Raw genomic sequence first — 15,913 nt, 5'->3', positions numbered from 1 at the left:
GCACCGTCACGCTAACTTTTGAGCGGACTTGATCCCCATCAGGTTTGTCGAACTTCAGGGCGCGCCAGCAAAGGCGCGCCCCTTTTTCCCTAAAAATGTTCGGCGAGCATCACTCCGCGGGAGCGGCCGGTACCTTGGCCGGGGCCGGCTTCGCGACGGTTTTCGCAGGGGTCGCGGCGGCCTGCTGGTTCACGTCCGGCACGCGGGTCCAAGTCTGCGAGCCGCACAGCACCTTGAGCATGCAGCCCTGAACGCTCAGTTCGCCCTCGCTTTCGCGCTCCAGGCTGACCTGATAGATCTTGCCCTCGTCGGCGTTGTAGATCTCGCCGGCAAAACCCGCATCTTCCGGCTTGAGGTTTTCGAGGAGCGTCAGCCCGATGATCGGGCGTGCCCGCTTCTTCGGATCGGGGTTCTTCACATCGTTGCGCGGCGCCCCGGCGTCATCGGTCGGAGATTTTAGCCACACCACCTTGCCGCAGGCGTTGCCGCCGCTCGGCCCGCAGCGGTCGATGCGGATCTTCGCGCGTCCGTCCCCCGTCAGCCACGTTCCGGAGAGGTCTTTGGGGGCGGCGAAGGCGGCGTTCGAAGCCAGGAGGGCGGCGAGACCGAGAGCGATACGCATGAATGGCTCCTGAGGCTGGGCCCAAAGATGGGCTGAGGCTTGCGGAGGAAGGGTCGCCCCGGCAGCGAGCGGGGGCAGGCGAACCGTCCACCCATTGAGCCGCTGCAATCCGGCGATTTTTCGGCGGTGTTGCGCTAAAGCCATGGCGGAGCCGAAAAAGGCCGAGCTTGCCGTGATTCCGCTCGCATGGGCATCCGTTGCCTGTCAGCGGGTTGACGGTGGTTGAGGGCCTACCGGTCCACCGCTATAAGCCCGGCGCGCCGGGCGCCAGCCGGGCCGTCGACTGCCGACGCGGTCGATCTCTCGGGTGGCTTTCGAGCCCGCCCTCCTTCAGCGCGTCGCGCGACCCCTTTCTCCAACGAACCGGACCGGACCATGGCCAACGAGCGCACCTTCTCCATCCTCAAGCCCGACGCGACGCGCCGCAACCTCACCGGCGCGGTCAACGCCGTGATCGAGGCCGCCGGCCTGCGCATCGTCGGCCAGCGCCGCATCCGCATGACCCGCGAGCAGGCGGAGAAATTCTACGAGGTGCACAAGGAGCGCCCGTTCTTCGGTGAGCTGGTCGAGTTCATGACCTCGGGCCCCGTGGTCGTGCAGGTGCTGGAAGGCGAGAACGCCGTCGCCAAGTACCGCGAAGTCATGGGCGCCACGAACCCGGCCCAGGCCGCCGACGGCACCATCCGCAAGCAGTTCGCCGAGTCGGTCGGCGAGAACACCGTTCACGGCTCCGACAGCGCCGACAACGCCCGGCTCGAGATCGCGCAGTTCTTCAACGACGCCGACATCGCCGCCTAAAGCATGGTTCTCGCCGGCCTTCGTAACAGGGCCGGCGAGAAACACGCTCGCGCTTGCGCGGGGCTGACCTTCCCGGCGCAATCCGGCCGAGTGTGACTCTCCTGCCCTAGCGGTGCAGGGCGAGCGGCCCGAAGAACGGAATCGATCGACGATTTCCCGTCTCTCTTCGGATTTTCGCTCCCATGCGCCTCACGTTTTCGCGCACCGGCCGCCTGCTCGTCGCGGCCGGCCTCGTGTCCCTGCTCGCCGCCTGCAACACCGCCGGCCGCTCGACGCAGTACACCTCGCTCGAAGGCTATGTGCCCGATCCGACGCTGAAGACCGCGACCAAGACCAACCTGACCGGCCGCGTGCGCCACGCCTGCACCGTCACCCAGGCCCGGTTCCAGAAGGTTCCCGAAGACGCGCTCGCCGCGCCCTGCGGCTGCTATGCCGAGCGCACGCTCTCCGCCCTCGACAAGGACGAGATCGCTTCCTACCGCACCACCGGCTACTTCAACGACAGCGCGCGCGCCAAGGCGCTGAACGCGCTCGATAGCTGCAAGCTGCCGCGTCCGGTCTGATCGGATGAGGGACGGCGCTGAGCGCCGTCCCTTCGAGAGATGCAGGGCTCGAACCCGCACCTTTGATAGCTCCCGGTCTTTCGGAGCCGGAATCTACAGCTTCTCGGTCGGCGCCGTGGTATCCCCGTCGTCCGGCTTCGGCTTCTCCGGTTTGGCCGGCTTCGGGCAGATGCCCTGGAGGCTCTTCCACTCGGCCTCGGACAGGATGCCGGGGCCGGCCGGTTTCTGCCCTGCCAAAGACCGGATCCGCGCGGACCGCTCTGCCGTGACCGGATGGGAGCGCAGGAACGAGGTCGCGTCCGGCTTCTCGTCATCCGCGTCGGTGATGCGCTCCAGGATCGCGGCGAGCGCGGCCCCGTCCCCGCCGGCCCGCTTCACCGCCGTCACCGCGTAGGCATCCGCCGTTCGCTCCGCGTCGCGTGAGTAATTCGCCGAGATCGCGGCCTGCCCGATCGTTACCAGCACCGTCGAGCCGGTGAGATCGCCGAGCACGAGACTCAGCAGGAACGAGGTGCCGCCGGCCGTGATCACCGAGCGCATCGGATCGCGGGCGGCGACGTGGCCGAACTCGTGCGCAAGGATGCCGGCCAGCTCATCGCCGTTCTTGGCCTTGGCGATGATGTCCGAGAGCAGGATCACCCGTCCGCCCGGAAGGGCGAGCGCGTTGGCAACCGTGTGACGGCGCACGGTGACCTGCGGAGTCTCCGGCAGCGCCATGCCCTCGGCAAGCCGTGCCGTCAGCCGATCGAGCACTGTCCGCGCCGCCGAATCGTTGCAGAGCGGCGGGTCGCCGAGCAAGCCGACGATCTGAGTATCGACGCTGCGTCCGAGTTGCGCTTCGATCGCCCGCGGGACCAAGGGGGCGAGCAGGTTCGAGGCCGCCGGCACACCGTAAACGGCCGTCAGCAGCACGGAGACGCCCGCCGCGATCGACCAGAGCACGAGGCGGGTCAGGCCGCCTCCGCTCTCGGTCCGGTTCAGGTCGGGACATCGCGCCTTCAGGGCTTCCGCGAACGTCTCGTCGGCGAACTCGATGCTCTCCGGTCCCTGCGTATGGTTGATCCGCATCAGGGGTGGGGCAGCGTCGGCCGCGCGCAGATCGAGCAGGCTCCAATCGCGCGAAACGTCCCCGCCGGAGACTTCGAGCCGGAACGTCAGCCTCAGCGTCACCGGCCGGGGCCGGGCGCTGAGGCCGTCGAAGAACGTGCCGGTCGTGGTGATCGCCTCCATCGGCGGGCTAGAACCCGATCTCGAGGGCGCCGCCGACATCGAGCGCGTCGGCCAGCCCCTCGTTGAGGCCGCTGGCCGGCGCGCGCGTCGAGGCGAGCACCGCTTCCAGCGCCGGCAGGTTCTCGATCTGCATCGTGGTCGCCACCGCGTGCCACAGCCTCACCGTGATGATCCGGACATAGAGCACGTTCGTGCCGAGGATGGCCCCGAGATAGAGAAGCACGCTCGATGCGATGACGAAGGCGTGGATGCCCGCATTCTCGCCGTCCATGGCGATCAACGGCACGAGAAGAGCGAAGATGATGCCGAGAACGATGATGAAGCCGATCACCGCCAGCATGTAGACGAAATAGGGGAAGTAGAACTGGCGCGCCTTCAGCGAGGAGGCCAGCCGCGCCTCACCGAGATGGGCTGCATTGAGGAACGCGCGGGTCTCGCGCGCCCGATAATAGGGGATCAGCAGGAGCGCGAGGGGAATCGACACGCTGGCGGCGATCCCGACGGCGCTGGCGTAGGACACGAGCGGCGAATCCTCGTAGGCCGGATTGAAGATGAACTTGCTCTTCTCGCTCGCCGGATCCTGAATCAGCAGATCGCTCGGGATGTCGAAGCCGGTCGCTGCCAGCAGCGCCACGACGCTCAGCAGAATCGGCAGCAGCGCGGTGATGTAGAACATCATCCACGGCATCAGGATTGAGCGGCCGGTCGCGGTCGAGCGCATCCGGCTCTGGCCGATCAGCGTGTGGTCGATGCGGTAGCGCTCCAGCGCCGCGCGCATGAAGGGGAAGGCCAGGCCGAAGCTGAAGAAGGTCGCGAGCCACCACAGGCAGGCGCGTCCGGCATAAGCGAAGCCCGACCCGTCCTGCCCGAGGCGTATGCCGCGCCAGCGCGTGCGCGAAGCTCGGTAGCGCCGGCCGCGGAACAGCGCGTATTGCCCGAGCACGAACAGGCCGATGAAGGAGATCGGCGCAGTCAGGGCCGCCAGCACGGGGCTCAGGAGACCGACGACGAACAGGACGATGTAGATCGGCACCAGGATGGCAAGCGCCACGAGGAAGCCGAGGAACAACTCCTTGCCGGTGCCGAGATACTCGGCCGGGCTGCCGGCGACGATCGTGCGGCTCCAGAAATACCGCCGCAGATTGGTGATGTACCAGAACCGGTAGATCGAGAAGGTGACCAGCGAGAGCAGGAAGCCTTTGACGACGATGCCCGTCAGCCCCGGCGCCTTCCGGTCGAACGCAATTTGTCCCGTCCGCGCCCCAGCCGGGCCCGGCACGCCTGCCAATTGATCCATCGTTGCAGTCCCCCTCGTTGCTGGGAGACTAGAATCCGTGCTGGTTGCGTTGCAACAGCCGTCGCACACAATCGTTGCTTTAGGAACGATCGGTCACTGGAAAGCCGGTGCAGCGACCGCACGCCGCTGAGTTTTCATGGTTAATTTCACGTGAAAACCACGTCGCGACCGTTTCCCGACAGCTGTTTCTGAGCCGATGGCGGACGCCGCACTCAACTCCGATTCTGCCGCTCGTCTCGCTGCGATGTTGCGCGTAGCGATACCGCGCTCACAGGCAGACCACTGAACGTGCTTTCAAAAGAAAACGCCGGGCCCGATCACGGAGCCCGGCGTTTTCACATGACGTCATCACAAGAGGAGCGAACCGCACCCCTGGGAATCGAGGAGCTTCAGCAGCAACGGAAACCCGATGTGTTTCCGACCCCGAAGCGAGCGTTCTCGCGGTTGCGAAAGAACTCCCGCTCGGTCATCGGCGCCTGATCGGGATGGGTCTTGGCGATATGGGCGACGTAAGTGCCGTAATCGCCCTGACCCACCATCAGCCGCGCGCCGTCGCAGACGCACTTGTTGAAAGCCTGAAGGCGTTCGCGAAAGCTCTGCATCGACGTTGCGGTTCCGCTCATGACACGCTCACTCCGCCGGGACGAGTCTGGGATCGGCTTCCAGCGCCGTCCAGCGATCGGCGCGGTAGGCTTTCACGCAGGCCATGACGCCGAACACCGCGATCGCCACGACGAGGCCGACGAAGAACACGGCGAGGGCCGCGTCGATGCGGTCGTTGAAGACAATCTTGTGCATGTCCGCCATGCTCTTGGCCGGGCCGAGCACCTTGCCTTCCGCGATCGCCGCCGAGAAGCGGTCGGCGTGCGCGAGGAAGCCGATCTTCGGATCGGGCGAGAAGATCTTCTGCCAGCCGGCCGTCAGGGTGCAGATGCAGAGCCAGACGGTCGGGATGATGGTGACGAAAGCGTAGCGCTCGCGCTTCATCTTGAAGATCACCACGGTCGCCAGCGTCAGTGCGACGGCGGCCAGCATCTGGTTCGAGATGCCGAACAGCGGCCACAGGGTGTAGATGCCGCCCAGCGGATCGGTGACGCCCTGATAGAGGAAGAAGCCCCAGGCGCCGACGCACAGAGCGGTGGCGACCACGCTCGGACCCCAGGCCGAGGTATCCTTGAAGCGCGGCGAGAGCAGGCCGAGCAGATCCTGCAGCATGAAGCGGCCGGCGCGCGTGCCCGCATCCACCGCGGTCAGGATGAACAGGGCCTCGAACAGGATCGCGAAGTGATACCAGAAGGCCATCATCGCCTTGCCGCCGATGGCCGAGGAGATGATGTGCGCCATGCCGACCGCGAGGGTCGGCGCGCCGCCGACGCGCGAGATGATCGAGTGCTCGCCGACATCCTTGGCGGTCTGGGCGATGACGTCCGGAGCGATGGGGAAGCCGAGCGCCGTCACCGCAGCGGCGGCGGTTTCCGGCGTGCCGCCGAGCAGGGCGCCCGGGGAGTTCATGGTGAAGTAGATGCCCGGGTCGATCACGCTGGCGGCCACCAGCGCCATGATCGCCACGAAGCTCTCCATCAGCATGCCGCCGTAGCCGATGAAGCGGGTGTCCATCTCGTTGTTGACGAGCTTCGGGGTCGTGCCCGACGAGATCAGAGCGTGGAAGCCCGAGACCGCGCCGCAGGCGATGGTGATGAACAGGAACGGAAACAGCGAGCCCGCCCAGACCGGGCCGGTGCCGTCGACGAACTTCGTCGTGGCCGGCATCTGCATGTGCGGGGCGACGACGACGATGCCGAGCGCGAGGCCGACGATGGTGCCGATCTTGAGGAAGGTCGAGAGGTAGTCGCGCGGGGCGAGCAGCAGCCACACCGGCAGGATCGCGGCCACGAAGCCGTAGCCGATCAGCATCCAGGTGAGCTGGGTGCCGGTGAAGGTGAAGGCGGGACCCCAGGTGGGGTGCTCGTTGATCTGACCGCCGCCGACGATCGCGGCCATGAGCAGGACGAAGCCGATGATCGACACCTCGCCGATCTTGCCCGGCCGGATGTAGCGCGCGTAGAGGCCCATCAGGATCGCGATCGGGATCGTCGCGCCGACGGTGAAGGTGCCCCACGGGCTCTCGGCCAGTGCCTTGACCACGATCATCGCCAGCACGGCGAGCAGGATGACCATGATCATGAAGGTGCCGAACAGGGCGATGACGCCGGGGATCACCCCGAGTTCGGCCCGGATCAGTTCGCCCAGAGAGCGCCCATCGCGGCGCATCGAGATGAACAGGACCATGAAGTCCTGCACCGCGCCCGCGAGCACGACGCCGGCCAGGATCCACAGCATGCCGGGCAGGTAGCCCATCTGCGCGGCGAGCACGGGGCCAACCAGCGGGCCGGCGCCGGCGATGGCCGCGAAGTGGTGGCCGAACAGGACCGACTTGTTGGTGGGAACGTAGTCGAGGCCGTCGTTGTGACGGTGCGCCGGGGTCTCGCGCTTCGGGTCGAGGCGCATCACCTTGTCGGCGATGAAAAGGGAATAGTAGCGGTAGGCGATGAGGTAGGTGCAGACCGCAGCCACCACGACCCAGAGGGCGTTGATCGATTCGCCCCGTTGCGTGGCGACCACCGCCAGCGCCGCAGCGCCCAATGCCCCGACCAGGGCCCAGGGCCCATGCTTCTGTATTGCGCCCATGCGACGCCTCACTCCGTCATTGGCCGCATTCTTGATGCAGGCGGCCTTTCACCGATCTGTGTGGCGCAATTTTTCCTGCGATACCAGTTGCGGTGAGCACACAGCTGCCGGTTCCCTCTGCACCCGCAGTGACATCCGCCATCCCGCGTTACCCGAACCTCGGGATGAAGGCGCCGCGATGCCGCCGACGCCCGCGCCAAGGGCAACTCGGGAAACGGGTCTCCGGACGGTGCCGATGATTCGGAGCACGGCCTCGTGCGGCCCGAACGGCATCGACCGTGGAGAGCGTGTTCGAACGTTCTAGTCGAGGACGATGACGCGGTTAGGGAGTTGATTGCCGCCGTGGCTGCCCGGCAGCTCGGCCTTCAGCACGGCACCGACCTGATCCACCGCCGAGACGAGCCCCTCGCCGAGGGCTCCGCGTTCGGCCGCACCGAGCAGCTCCGAGACGATGGCGCGCCACCGCGCCTCGTCCACGCGGGCCCGCACGCCCTTGTCGGCAACGATCTCGGCGTAGCGCTCGGCGAGGGCCACGTAGACCAAAACGCCGGTGCGTCCCCGCGTTCCGGTGAGACCGTGTGCGAAGAACTCGCGGCGCGCAGCGGCGTGAGCGCGTTCACGCTGCCAGCGTCGCGGGGTGAGGGTGATCCGGAAACGCTCGTTCAGGGTCAGCAGCAGCGTGGCGAGCACGGTCGCCGCCTGAGCGAGCGCAATCTCGCCCGCACCGAGATCGGTGAGCAGGATCAGCGGCCAGGGCAAGGCCAGGGCGACCGCCAGAGCCAAAGCGAGGCCGGGGGAGCGATAGAGGCCGGCGCTGGCCGCGACCAGCACCACGATTTCGCCGGTCGTTCCGGTCTCCGCCCGTCCGATCGCTGCGGCGATCCGCTCCCGCGCGGCGGGATCGAGGATGGTCGTGCTACCAGTCACCGGACGCTCCCCCGCCGCCGAACGAGCCGCCCCCGCCGGAAAATCCTCCGCCTCCGCCATCCGAGAAGCCGCCGCTCCAGCCACCGGACGGCCCCGGAATCACGACGAAGCCGCCGCCCCGGCCCCGCCGCCCGCCGCCATTCATCCGCGTCAGCACGACGACGAGGGCGATGATGACAATGATCCAGAAAATCACCGTGACGGGATCGACCGTGTCTTCCCGCACTGGCGCGCGGCGCTGCCACTCGTCGGCATCGCCCGAGAGGATCGGGACGATGGCGTCCACCCCCGCCTCCACCCCGCCGGAAAAGTCGCCCTGGCGGAAGCGGGGCGTGATCGCCGTCGTAATGATCGTCTTCGACAGCGCATCGGTGAGCGCGCCTTCGAGTCCGTATCCGACCTCGATGCGAACCTTGCGCTCCTTCGGGGCCACCAGCAGCAGCACGCCGTTGTTGGTCTTCTTCTGACCGATGCCCCAGGCGCGGGCGAGGCGGTTGGCGTAGTCCTCGACCGTGAGATCCTGAAGGCTCGGCACTGTGGCGACGACGAGTTGATCGCCCGTCTTGTCCTCGTGGGCCTTGATCTTGCCGTCGATCCGCGTCCGCGTCTCCGGCGAGAGGATGCCGGCCGCATCCACGACCCGGCCCGTGAGCTTGGGGAAGTCGGGCTCGGCCGCGGCGGCGAGACCCAAGGAGCCTCCAACGAGCAGCAGCGCGAGCCACAGCGCCGACAGCGGGCCGAATGCGGGGAGCCGAGCGATCCGATCAGGACGCATCATCACCGGTTCAGGGCCGGACGAACTAGAACTTCACGTTCGGCGCGCGCTCTGAGCCCGGCGTCGAGGTGAAGGTCTCCATCGGCTTTGCCTCAGGGTAGAACCATGAGGCGACCCACCGGCCGGGAATGGTGCGGATCTCGGTGTTGTAGGCCTGGACCGCCTGGATATAGTCCCGCCGCGCCACGGCGATGCGGTTCTCCGTCCCTTCGAGTTGCGACTGGAGGGCGAGGAAGTTCTGGTTCGATTTGAGATCCGGATAGGCCTCGACCGAGGCGAGCAACCGCCCGAGCGCTCCTGAAAGCTGGTTCTGCGCCTCCTGGAACTGCTTGAACTTCTCCGGATCACTGACCGTCGAGGCATCGACCTGCACGCTCGTCGCCTTGGCCCTGGCTTCCGTTACCCGGGTCAGGGTCTCCTGCTCCTGCTTGGCATAGCCCTTCACGGTCTCGACAAGGTTCGGGATCAGGTCGGCCCGGCGCTGGTACTGGTTCTGCACCTCGCTCCAGGACGACTTCGCCTGCTCCTCCAGGCTCGGCACCCGGTTGATCGCCCCGCACCCGGCCAGGCACGTCGCAAGCCAGAGCGCTGCGAGGGCAGAGACGACCCGGCTGAGGATGGAGGGGCGGGAGGGGGTCGCGGGACTGAGGGAATGTGACATGGCAGGCGATCTCTGAGGCGAGCTTGGCGGCGAAGCTGGTCTTGGAGATAGGGGCGGCTTGCCGCTGCGGGAAGGGGCGGCTCCCGAGTCGTTGCTTCAGCTTCTAAAGAGGGATTTGCCTAAAGGACTGTGTTGCGTTGAACATGTCGTTGACAATTGATCGTCAGTCTCCCTGTCCTTGTAGAAGTCTTGCGTGATGCACGCCGCTTGACAGCATGCTTCGGACAACGACTTAATATTTACATGAGCAATGCGACCGCCCTCACTCCTGCCAATCCCCGCATCACCATCACCTACTGCACGCAGTGCCAATGGCTGCTGCGTGCGGCGTGGATGGCGCAGGAACTCCTTTCCACTTTCCGCGACGATCTCGGCGAGGTCGCCCTGCGGCCCGGCACCGGCGGGGTGTTCGTGATCGAGTTTGACTCCGAAATCATCTGGGAGCGGGTGCGCGATGGTGGTTTCCCCGATGTGAAGGTGCTCAAGCAGCGGGTCCGGGATCGGCTCGATCCGGGGCGGGATCTCGGGCATGTCGATCGGGCCGGGCGGGAGGGCTGAACCGGGGCAGTTGGCACGTATGCCCGCGCTGGGGCATGATGAGCGGGCGCCATCCTCAAAAACCCTTCAGCGCAAACGCCGCGGGACGCCTTGATCCGACGCATGCTCTCCCGGCTCGGCCAGCGTGGCTTCTCCACGCAGTTCTACCTGATCATGCTCGTGATCGCGCTGATCGGCCCCGGCCTGATCTTCACCGCGATCCTGCTGACCCGCTACGCTGCCACCGAGCGCGCCCGCTTCGAGCAGGATGCCCGGGAGAACGTGCGGGGTATCGCGCTCTCGATCGACCGCGACACGGCCGGGCTCGTTTCGGTGCTGCAGACGCTCGCCACCTCGCCACGGCTCAAGGACGGCGAGTTTGCCAATTTCGAAAATCAGGCGCGCCTCGTGCGCGAGGCGGTCGGCCTCGATCTCGTGCTGCGCCGGCCGGACGGACAGCAGATCGTCAACACCGCCCTCAAACCGGGCGCCCCCCTGCCGGTGACGGCGCTGCCGGTCGACCGCGAAATGATCGAGAGCGGGCAGCGCTCCATGGTCACCGGCTTCCTTGCGGGGGCCATGCCGGATCAGGCGCATTACGCCGTCGCGGTGCCGGTGCGGATCGACGAGGTGACCGCCTTTCTCCTCAGCTTCTCGGTGCCCCTGAACCGCATCGCCGGCATCCTCGGACGCGAGCAGGTCCGGGGCTGGGTCACGGGAGTCTCGGACCGTGACGGCGTCGTGCTCGCGCGACTGCCGGAGATGCCGGGCGTGATCGGGCAACCCCGGCTCGCGACCCTGCGCCAGACGATGACGGGCACGCCCGGCGTCTGGGAGGGGCGCGACCGCAACTTCAAGCCCGTCACCGTGGTCGAGGCGCGCTCGCGGCTCAACGGCTGGACCGTGGGGGCGAGCATCCCGCGCGAACTGGTCGAAGCGCGGCTGCGGCGCTGGATCTGGGCCTTCGGCGGCTTCGGCCTCCTCGTGCTCGCCACCTCGTCGGTGCTCGCCGTCCACCTCTGGTCGCGGGTCTCGAAGCCTCTGCGCCAGCTCGCGGCGACGGGGCCGGCCCTGGCGCGGGGGCAGGCGATCCCACGGATCGCCTCGCCGATCCACGAGATCCGCCGCCTTGCCGACGTACTTTCGGAAGCCTCGCTGCGGCTGCGCACCCGCAGTGATGAGCGCGACCGGGCGCTCGCCGAGACTCAGCGCGGTCTTGCGGCTTTGCGCGAGAGCGAGGCGCGCTTCCGCCACATGGCCGATTCGGCCCCGGCGCTGATCTGGATGACCGACGAGACCGCGGAGGTGGTCTTCGCCAACATGCATTTCGACCACCTGTTCGGTCGCCCGGCCGCGGAGATGGCCGGCGGCGGCTGGGCGTCGATCGTGCATCCGCCGGATCTGCCGGCTTTTCAGGCGACGTTCCAAGAGGCGTTCGAGCACCGGCATCCGTTCCGGGCCGAGATGCGGGTCGTCGATCGCAACGGGGAAATCCGCTGGCTGCGTTGCGAGGGCGTGCCGCGCCTCGACGATCACGGCACCTTCCTCGGCTTCACAGGATGCAGCGTCGATGTCACCGACGCGAAGCGGGCCGAGGAGCATCTGCGCCTGCTCATCAACGAACTGAACCACCGGGTGAAGAATACCCTGGCCACCGTCCAATCGATTGCGATGCAATCCCTGCGGGGGCTCGATGGCGAGGAGGCGCTCGCGGCCCGCGCCGCCTTCGAGGCACGGCTGCTGGCGCTCGCCCGTGCCCACGACGTGCTGACCCGAGAGAGCTGGGAGGGCGCCGAGCTGAAGACCGTGGTGGGCGACGCGATCCGCCCGCTGGAGGCGGGAGAGGGGCAGGAAACGCGCTTCGTCGTATCGGGCCCGCGCCTTCGCCTCGCACCGCGGCTGGCGCTGTCCATCGCCATGGCCCTGCATGAACTCGGCACCAATGCCGTGAAGTACGGGGCTTTGTCCAAGGAGGGTGGGCGGGTGACGATCACCTGGACCGTGCAGCGCCGGCCCGAACTCTCGCTGTCTCTGCGCTGGACCGAGAGCGGCGGTCCGCCGGTCTCACCCCCGACCCGCCGCGGCTTCGGCTCGCGCCTGATCGAACGCAGCCTTGCCCGCGAGCTCGCGGGCAAGGTCGAGCTGCTCTACGAGCCGGACGGCGTCGTCTGCACCATCGAGGCGCCCGTGCCGCCGCCGAGCCTGCTGGAGCGCAAGGGCGGCACGCAACTTGCCGCGACGAAACCGCTGCCGCTGGCGGGGTGAAAGCCGCTCCCGGGGCGGCCCGTGCCGGGCCTTATTGGAACGTCGTCGGGTCCGGCCCGATCCGGCCGTCGGCCCGGTCGAGGCCGGCGATGGCCGCGTGATCGTCCGGCGTCAGCGAGAAGCCGAACACGTCGATGTTCTCGTGCATCCGGGCCGGCGTGGCCGATTTCGGGATCGCGACGAAGCCGTTCTCGATGTGCCAGCGCAGCACCACCTGGGCCGGGCTGCGCCCGAGGCGGTCGGCGATCCGGGTGATGGCGGGCTCATCCAGCACCTGCGCCTGGCCCAAGGGGCTCCAGGCCTCCGTGACGATGCCGAGCCGAGCATGTGCCGCGCGCAAAGCGTGCTGCTGGAAACGCGGATGCAGCTCAATCTGGTTGAGGACGGGGGTGACGCCTGTCTCGTTCACGAGCCGCTCGAGCTGATCCTCGGTGAAGTTCGAGACACCGATCGAGGCGGTGCGGCCCTCTTCCCGCAGACGGATCAGCGCGCGCCAGCTGTCGAGATAGAGCCCCCGGTCGGGACAGGGCCAGTGGATCAGGTAGAGATCGACATGGTCCAGGCCCAGCCGGGCGAGACTGTCGTCGAAGGCCTGACGCGTCGCATCGTAGCCCTGCGCGTCGTTCCAGAGCTTCGTCGTCACGAACACGTCGGCCCGGGAGACGATCGTCTCCCGCAGGCCGCGCCCGACGCCTGCCTCGTTGCCGTAGGCCGCGGCGGTGTCGATCGAGCGATAGCCGCTGCCGAGCGCCGTGCCGACGAGGGCAGGCGTTTCCGCTTCCTGCAGGCGCCAGACGCCGAAGCCAAGCTGGGGGATGGACCGTCCGTCGTTGAGAGCGATCTGTGGGACGGGATCGGGGGCTGTCATGGCGTTTATATGTTCTCATGCGCTGCCCGAGCGACAGGCCGGGGGCAGGGCACGGAGAATCGGCATGATCGTGCCTGCCGTATAGGCATCCTTCCGAGGGGCAGGCCTGCGCGCGCGTCAGAGCCAGCGTCAGTGTCCGGTGCGAGCCATGTCCGTGGCGGCTTCGAGATCCGGCATCCTGATGAGGTGCAGGTAGGTCGGATCGAAGTCGCAGAACGCCTGCAGGCGCTTGACGTCCGGAACGTGGAGCTGGCGGTCCTTCAATTGGATCAGCCCGGCAAGGCGCAGATCGCGCAGGATGCGGCTGACATGGATCGTCGTGATACCGAGGATGTCGGCAAGCATCGGTTGGGTCAGGGGCAGCGGGCAGTCCCGCTCCCCGGCCGCTCCGACGAGCTGCTGGCGCAGCAGCAACTCGCAGAACAGGTGGGCGATGCGCTTGTCGGCCGAGCGCTGGCCCATGCTGGCCAGCCATTCGCGCAGGATGCTCTCATCGACCAGGGTCGCCCACCACAGCGCCCGGGAGAGGCGCGAATCGCGGAAGACCAGGGCATCGACCCGATCCTGCGGGATGTCGGCGACCGTGCACGCGGTCAGCGCCGCGATGTAGTGGTCGGACGGGCCGAGTACGATCGATTGCAGATCGCAGAAATCGCCCGGGAGGAGCAACCCGAGGATCTGGCGCTGTCCGTCATTGATGAGCTTGTAGCGGAAGGCGTAGCCTTCGAGCACGAGGTGGACACCCGCCGCCCGGTCGCCGGCCCGCACGATATCCTGCTGCGCCTCCAGGCTGCGGCTGGATCGCGATAGGTCGGCCAGCAACGCCTTGTCGCCGGCATCGAGATCCGCGCCGTAGCGAAGCCTTAAGATCAGAGGGTTCGTGCGCGTGAGCGTCACAGTCGCGTCCATGCACGCACAACGCGGATTGCGTCGTTCCGTGCCATGGAAGCAAAAGGAGATTTTACCGGAAACCGTCCCTGCGAACGCGGTGTTCCCGCAACGGTGTCGGGCGTCATCGCCAGTCCGATTGGCCCCTTCGCAAGGGCGGATGTGGACTTCTTTGGAGCGCAGCGTGGGCTTGCTGACACGGTTGCCCGCTCGATTCGGGCGGAAACCGTGGTGGCCCGCGTCTCAGGCCGCCTTCCAACGGCGGGCGGTGTGGTTGCCGAAGGCGCGGGCGTAGAGGTTGCAGTAGTTCAGCGCCGCCCCGTCCCAGCCGAAGGAGCGGGACATGGCGCTGCGCCGCATGGTGTTGAGGCGCTTCTTCTGGCCGAAGGTGTCGAAGGCGCGGCGTATCGCCGAGGTCAGCCCCTTTGGCGAAGCCTCACCGAAGGTGAAGCCGGTGACCCCGTCCTCCACCGTATCGTTGAGGCCGCCGGTGCGGCGCACGATCGGCAGGGAGCCAAAGCGCTGCGCGTACATCTGCGCCAGCCCGCAGGGCTCGAAGCGCGAGGGCATCAGAAGGAAATCGCTGCCGGCGAAGATGCGGCGCGCCTCGGTTTCCCGGAAGCCGACATGGACGCCGACATGGTCGGGATGGCGCCCGGCGAGATCGCGCAGGGCCTCCTCGAACCGGCCCTCGCCCTGGCCGATCACCACGAGCTGGCCGCCCTCGGCGACGATCGACTCGGCGGCGCTGATGCTGAGGTCGATCCCCTTCTGGTGCACGAGGCGCGAGACGATGGCAAAGAGCGGCCCGCGGGAGACCGCCATGCCGAAAGCTTTGCGCACCTCGTCGGCATTGGCCCGCTTGCCCTTCCAGTCGTCGGTCTCGAAGCGGGTGGCGAGGTGCGGGTCGGTGCGCGGATCCCAGCTCTCGTCGATGCCGTTGAGAATGCCGGTCAGGCGGCCCTGTGCGGCGCGGGTGCGGAGCAGGCCGTCGAGGCCACAGCCGCCTTCGGGCGTGGTGATCTCGCGGGCATAGGTCTCGCTTACCGTGGTAACGTGCGAGGCGTGATAGATGCCGGCCTTGAGGAAGGAGAGTTGCCCGTAGAACTCCACGCCATCCATCTGGAAGGCGTGGTCCGGTACGCCGACCCGGCCGAGATTGTCGCGGTGGAACAGGCCCTGGTAGGCGAGATTGTGGATCGTCAGCACGCTCGGGCGGCGGATGCCGAGCCAGGACATGTAGGCCGGGGCCAGCGCGGTCTGCCAATCGTTGAGGTGCAGCAGGTCGGCCGACCAGAACGGGTCGATGCCCCCGGCCAGTTCCGCCGCCGCCCGGCTGAGGCGGGCAAACCGCAGGTCGTTGTCTCCGAAATCGCCGCGCTCGTCGCCGTAGGGCGTGCCGTCGCGCTCATACAGATCGGGGGCAACCAGCACGTAGACGCCAAGGCCGTCCGGCGTGGTGCCGAAGCCGAGTTCGCAGCCCGGAACGCCGGCAAAGCTGCCGAGCCGGGCGATCATCGTCAGGTTGTCGAGCCCGGCGAGAACCTGCGCGTAGCCGGGAATGAGAACGCGGACGTCGTAGTGGCGACGCAGGGAGCGGGGCAGGGCGCCCGCAACCTCGCCGAGGCCGCCGGTCTTCACGAAATCCGCCATCTCGGGGGTGGCGTAGAGAATGCGGGGGAGGAGAGCGTTGCCTAATCGCGGCTCGGGCTCGGAGGCGGCAGTCGGTGGATCGGTGACCCGGAGCCCACCGAGATCCACATAAGCCATCGATTGACCCCTACGCCACCGGCG

Annotated in this window: 15 protein-coding genes; 4 read left to right on the top strand and 11 right to left on the bottom strand. The window is 67.5% G+C overall.

Annotated elements, in window-relative coordinates; genetic code table 11:
- Positions 1 to 109 precede the first annotated feature (109 nt).
- Positions 110 to 622 carry a DUF2147 domain-containing protein gene (locus tag J2W78_RS18920; protein ID WP_253373014.1) on the bottom strand — a complete coding sequence of 171 codons (513 nt, stop codon included), beginning with the start codon at positions 620 to 622 and terminating at the stop codon, positions 110 to 112.
- A gap of 375 nt (positions 623 to 997) precedes the next feature.
- Here J2W78_RS18920 and ndk point away from each other — a divergent pair, with 375 nt between their 5' ends.
- Entirely contained in the window at positions 998 to 1,420 is a 423-nt protein-coding gene (gene ndk, locus J2W78_RS18915) for a nucleoside-diphosphate kinase (RefSeq protein WP_253373012.1), read from the top strand.
- Positions 1,421 to 1,602: 182 nt separating this feature from the next.
- Entirely contained in the window at positions 1,603 to 1,983 is a 381-nt protein-coding gene (locus tag J2W78_RS18910; protein ID WP_253373010.1) for a hypothetical protein, read from the top strand.
- A 93-nt stretch (positions 1,984 to 2,076) separates the two neighbouring features.
- Here the strand turns inward: J2W78_RS18910 and J2W78_RS18905 are convergent, their stop codons facing one another.
- The 7 genes from J2W78_RS18905 to J2W78_RS18875 form a co-directional block, all read right to left on the bottom strand.
- A complete protein-coding gene (locus J2W78_RS18905) occupies positions 2,077 to 3,213 on the bottom strand; it encodes a M48 family metallopeptidase (protein WP_253373008.1) in 1,137 nt (378 codons plus the stop codon).
- A 7-nt stretch (positions 3,214 to 3,220) separates the two neighbouring features.
- Entirely contained in the window at positions 3,221 to 4,510 is a 1,290-nt protein-coding gene (locus tag J2W78_RS18900; RefSeq protein ID WP_253373006.1) for a YjgN family protein, read from the bottom strand.
- A 389-nt stretch (positions 4,511 to 4,899) separates the two neighbouring features.
- Positions 4,900 to 5,133, bottom strand: a complete 234-nt coding sequence (locus tag J2W78_RS18895) for a YbdD/YjiX family protein (protein WP_253373004.1) — start codon at positions 5,131 to 5,133, stop codon at positions 4,900 to 4,902.
- Positions 5,134 to 5,140: 7 nt separating this feature from the next.
- Entirely contained in the window at positions 5,141 to 7,198 is a 2,058-nt protein-coding gene (locus tag J2W78_RS18890) for a carbon starvation CstA family protein (protein WP_253373002.1), read from the bottom strand.
- A 300-nt stretch (positions 7,199 to 7,498) separates the two neighbouring features.
- Complete coding sequence (locus J2W78_RS18885) at positions 7,499 to 8,125, bottom strand: TPM domain-containing protein (RefSeq protein ID WP_253373001.1); 627 nt, start codon at positions 8,123 to 8,125, stop codon at positions 7,499 to 7,501.
- Positions 8,115 to 8,903: a TPM domain-containing protein gene (locus J2W78_RS18880; protein ID WP_253372999.1), complete on the bottom strand. Its 789-nt coding sequence runs from the start codon at positions 8,901 to 8,903 to the stop codon at positions 8,115 to 8,117. The genes J2W78_RS18885 and J2W78_RS18880 overlap by 11 nt, the downstream gene beginning before the upstream one ends.
- A gap of 22 nt (positions 8,904 to 8,925) precedes the next feature.
- Entirely contained in the window at positions 8,926 to 9,561 is a 636-nt protein-coding gene (locus J2W78_RS18875; RefSeq protein WP_253372997.1) for a LemA family protein, read from the bottom strand.
- A gap of 243 nt (positions 9,562 to 9,804) precedes the next feature.
- Here J2W78_RS18875 and J2W78_RS18870 point away from each other — a divergent pair, with 243 nt between their 5' ends.
- The gene (locus J2W78_RS18870; RefSeq protein ID WP_253372995.1) at positions 9,805 to 10,119 is read left to right on the top strand and encodes a SelT/SelW/SelH family protein; all 315 of its coding nucleotides are present in this window, start codon (positions 9,805 to 9,807) and stop codon (positions 10,117 to 10,119) included.
- Positions 10,120 to 10,221: 102 nt separating this feature from the next.
- Entirely contained in the window at positions 10,222 to 12,363 is a 2,142-nt protein-coding gene (locus J2W78_RS18865) for a sensor histidine kinase (RefSeq protein ID WP_253372993.1), read from the top strand.
- 31 nt (positions 12,364 to 12,394) lie between these two features.
- Here the strand turns inward: J2W78_RS18865 and J2W78_RS18860 are convergent, their stop codons facing one another.
- From J2W78_RS18860 to glgA, 3 genes are all read right to left on the bottom strand, one after another.
- Positions 12,395 to 13,231, bottom strand: coding sequence for an aldo/keto reductase (locus tag J2W78_RS18860; protein ID WP_253372992.1), 837 nt, complete (start codon positions 13,229 to 13,231; stop codon positions 12,395 to 12,397).
- Between the two features lie 129 nt (positions 13,232 to 13,360).
- Positions 13,361 to 14,140 carry a Crp/Fnr family transcriptional regulator gene (locus J2W78_RS18855; protein WP_253372989.1) on the bottom strand — a complete coding sequence of 260 codons (780 nt, stop codon included), beginning with the start codon at positions 14,138 to 14,140 and terminating at the stop codon, positions 13,361 to 13,363.
- A gap of 222 nt (positions 14,141 to 14,362) precedes the next feature.
- Positions 14,363 to 15,889 carry a glycogen synthase GlgA gene (gene glgA, locus J2W78_RS18850; protein WP_253372987.1) on the bottom strand — a complete coding sequence of 509 codons (1,527 nt, stop codon included), beginning with the start codon at positions 15,887 to 15,889 and terminating at the stop codon, positions 14,363 to 14,365.
- Positions 15,890 to 15,913 lie beyond the last annotated feature (24 nt).

Origin of the sequence: Methylorubrum extorquens (assembly GCF_024169925.1) — a bacterium.
Lineage (GTDB): Bacteria > Pseudomonadota > Alphaproteobacteria > Rhizobiales > Beijerinckiaceae > Methylobacterium > Methylobacterium extorquens_A.
This window is presented reverse-complemented; position numbering and strand designations above follow the sequence as displayed.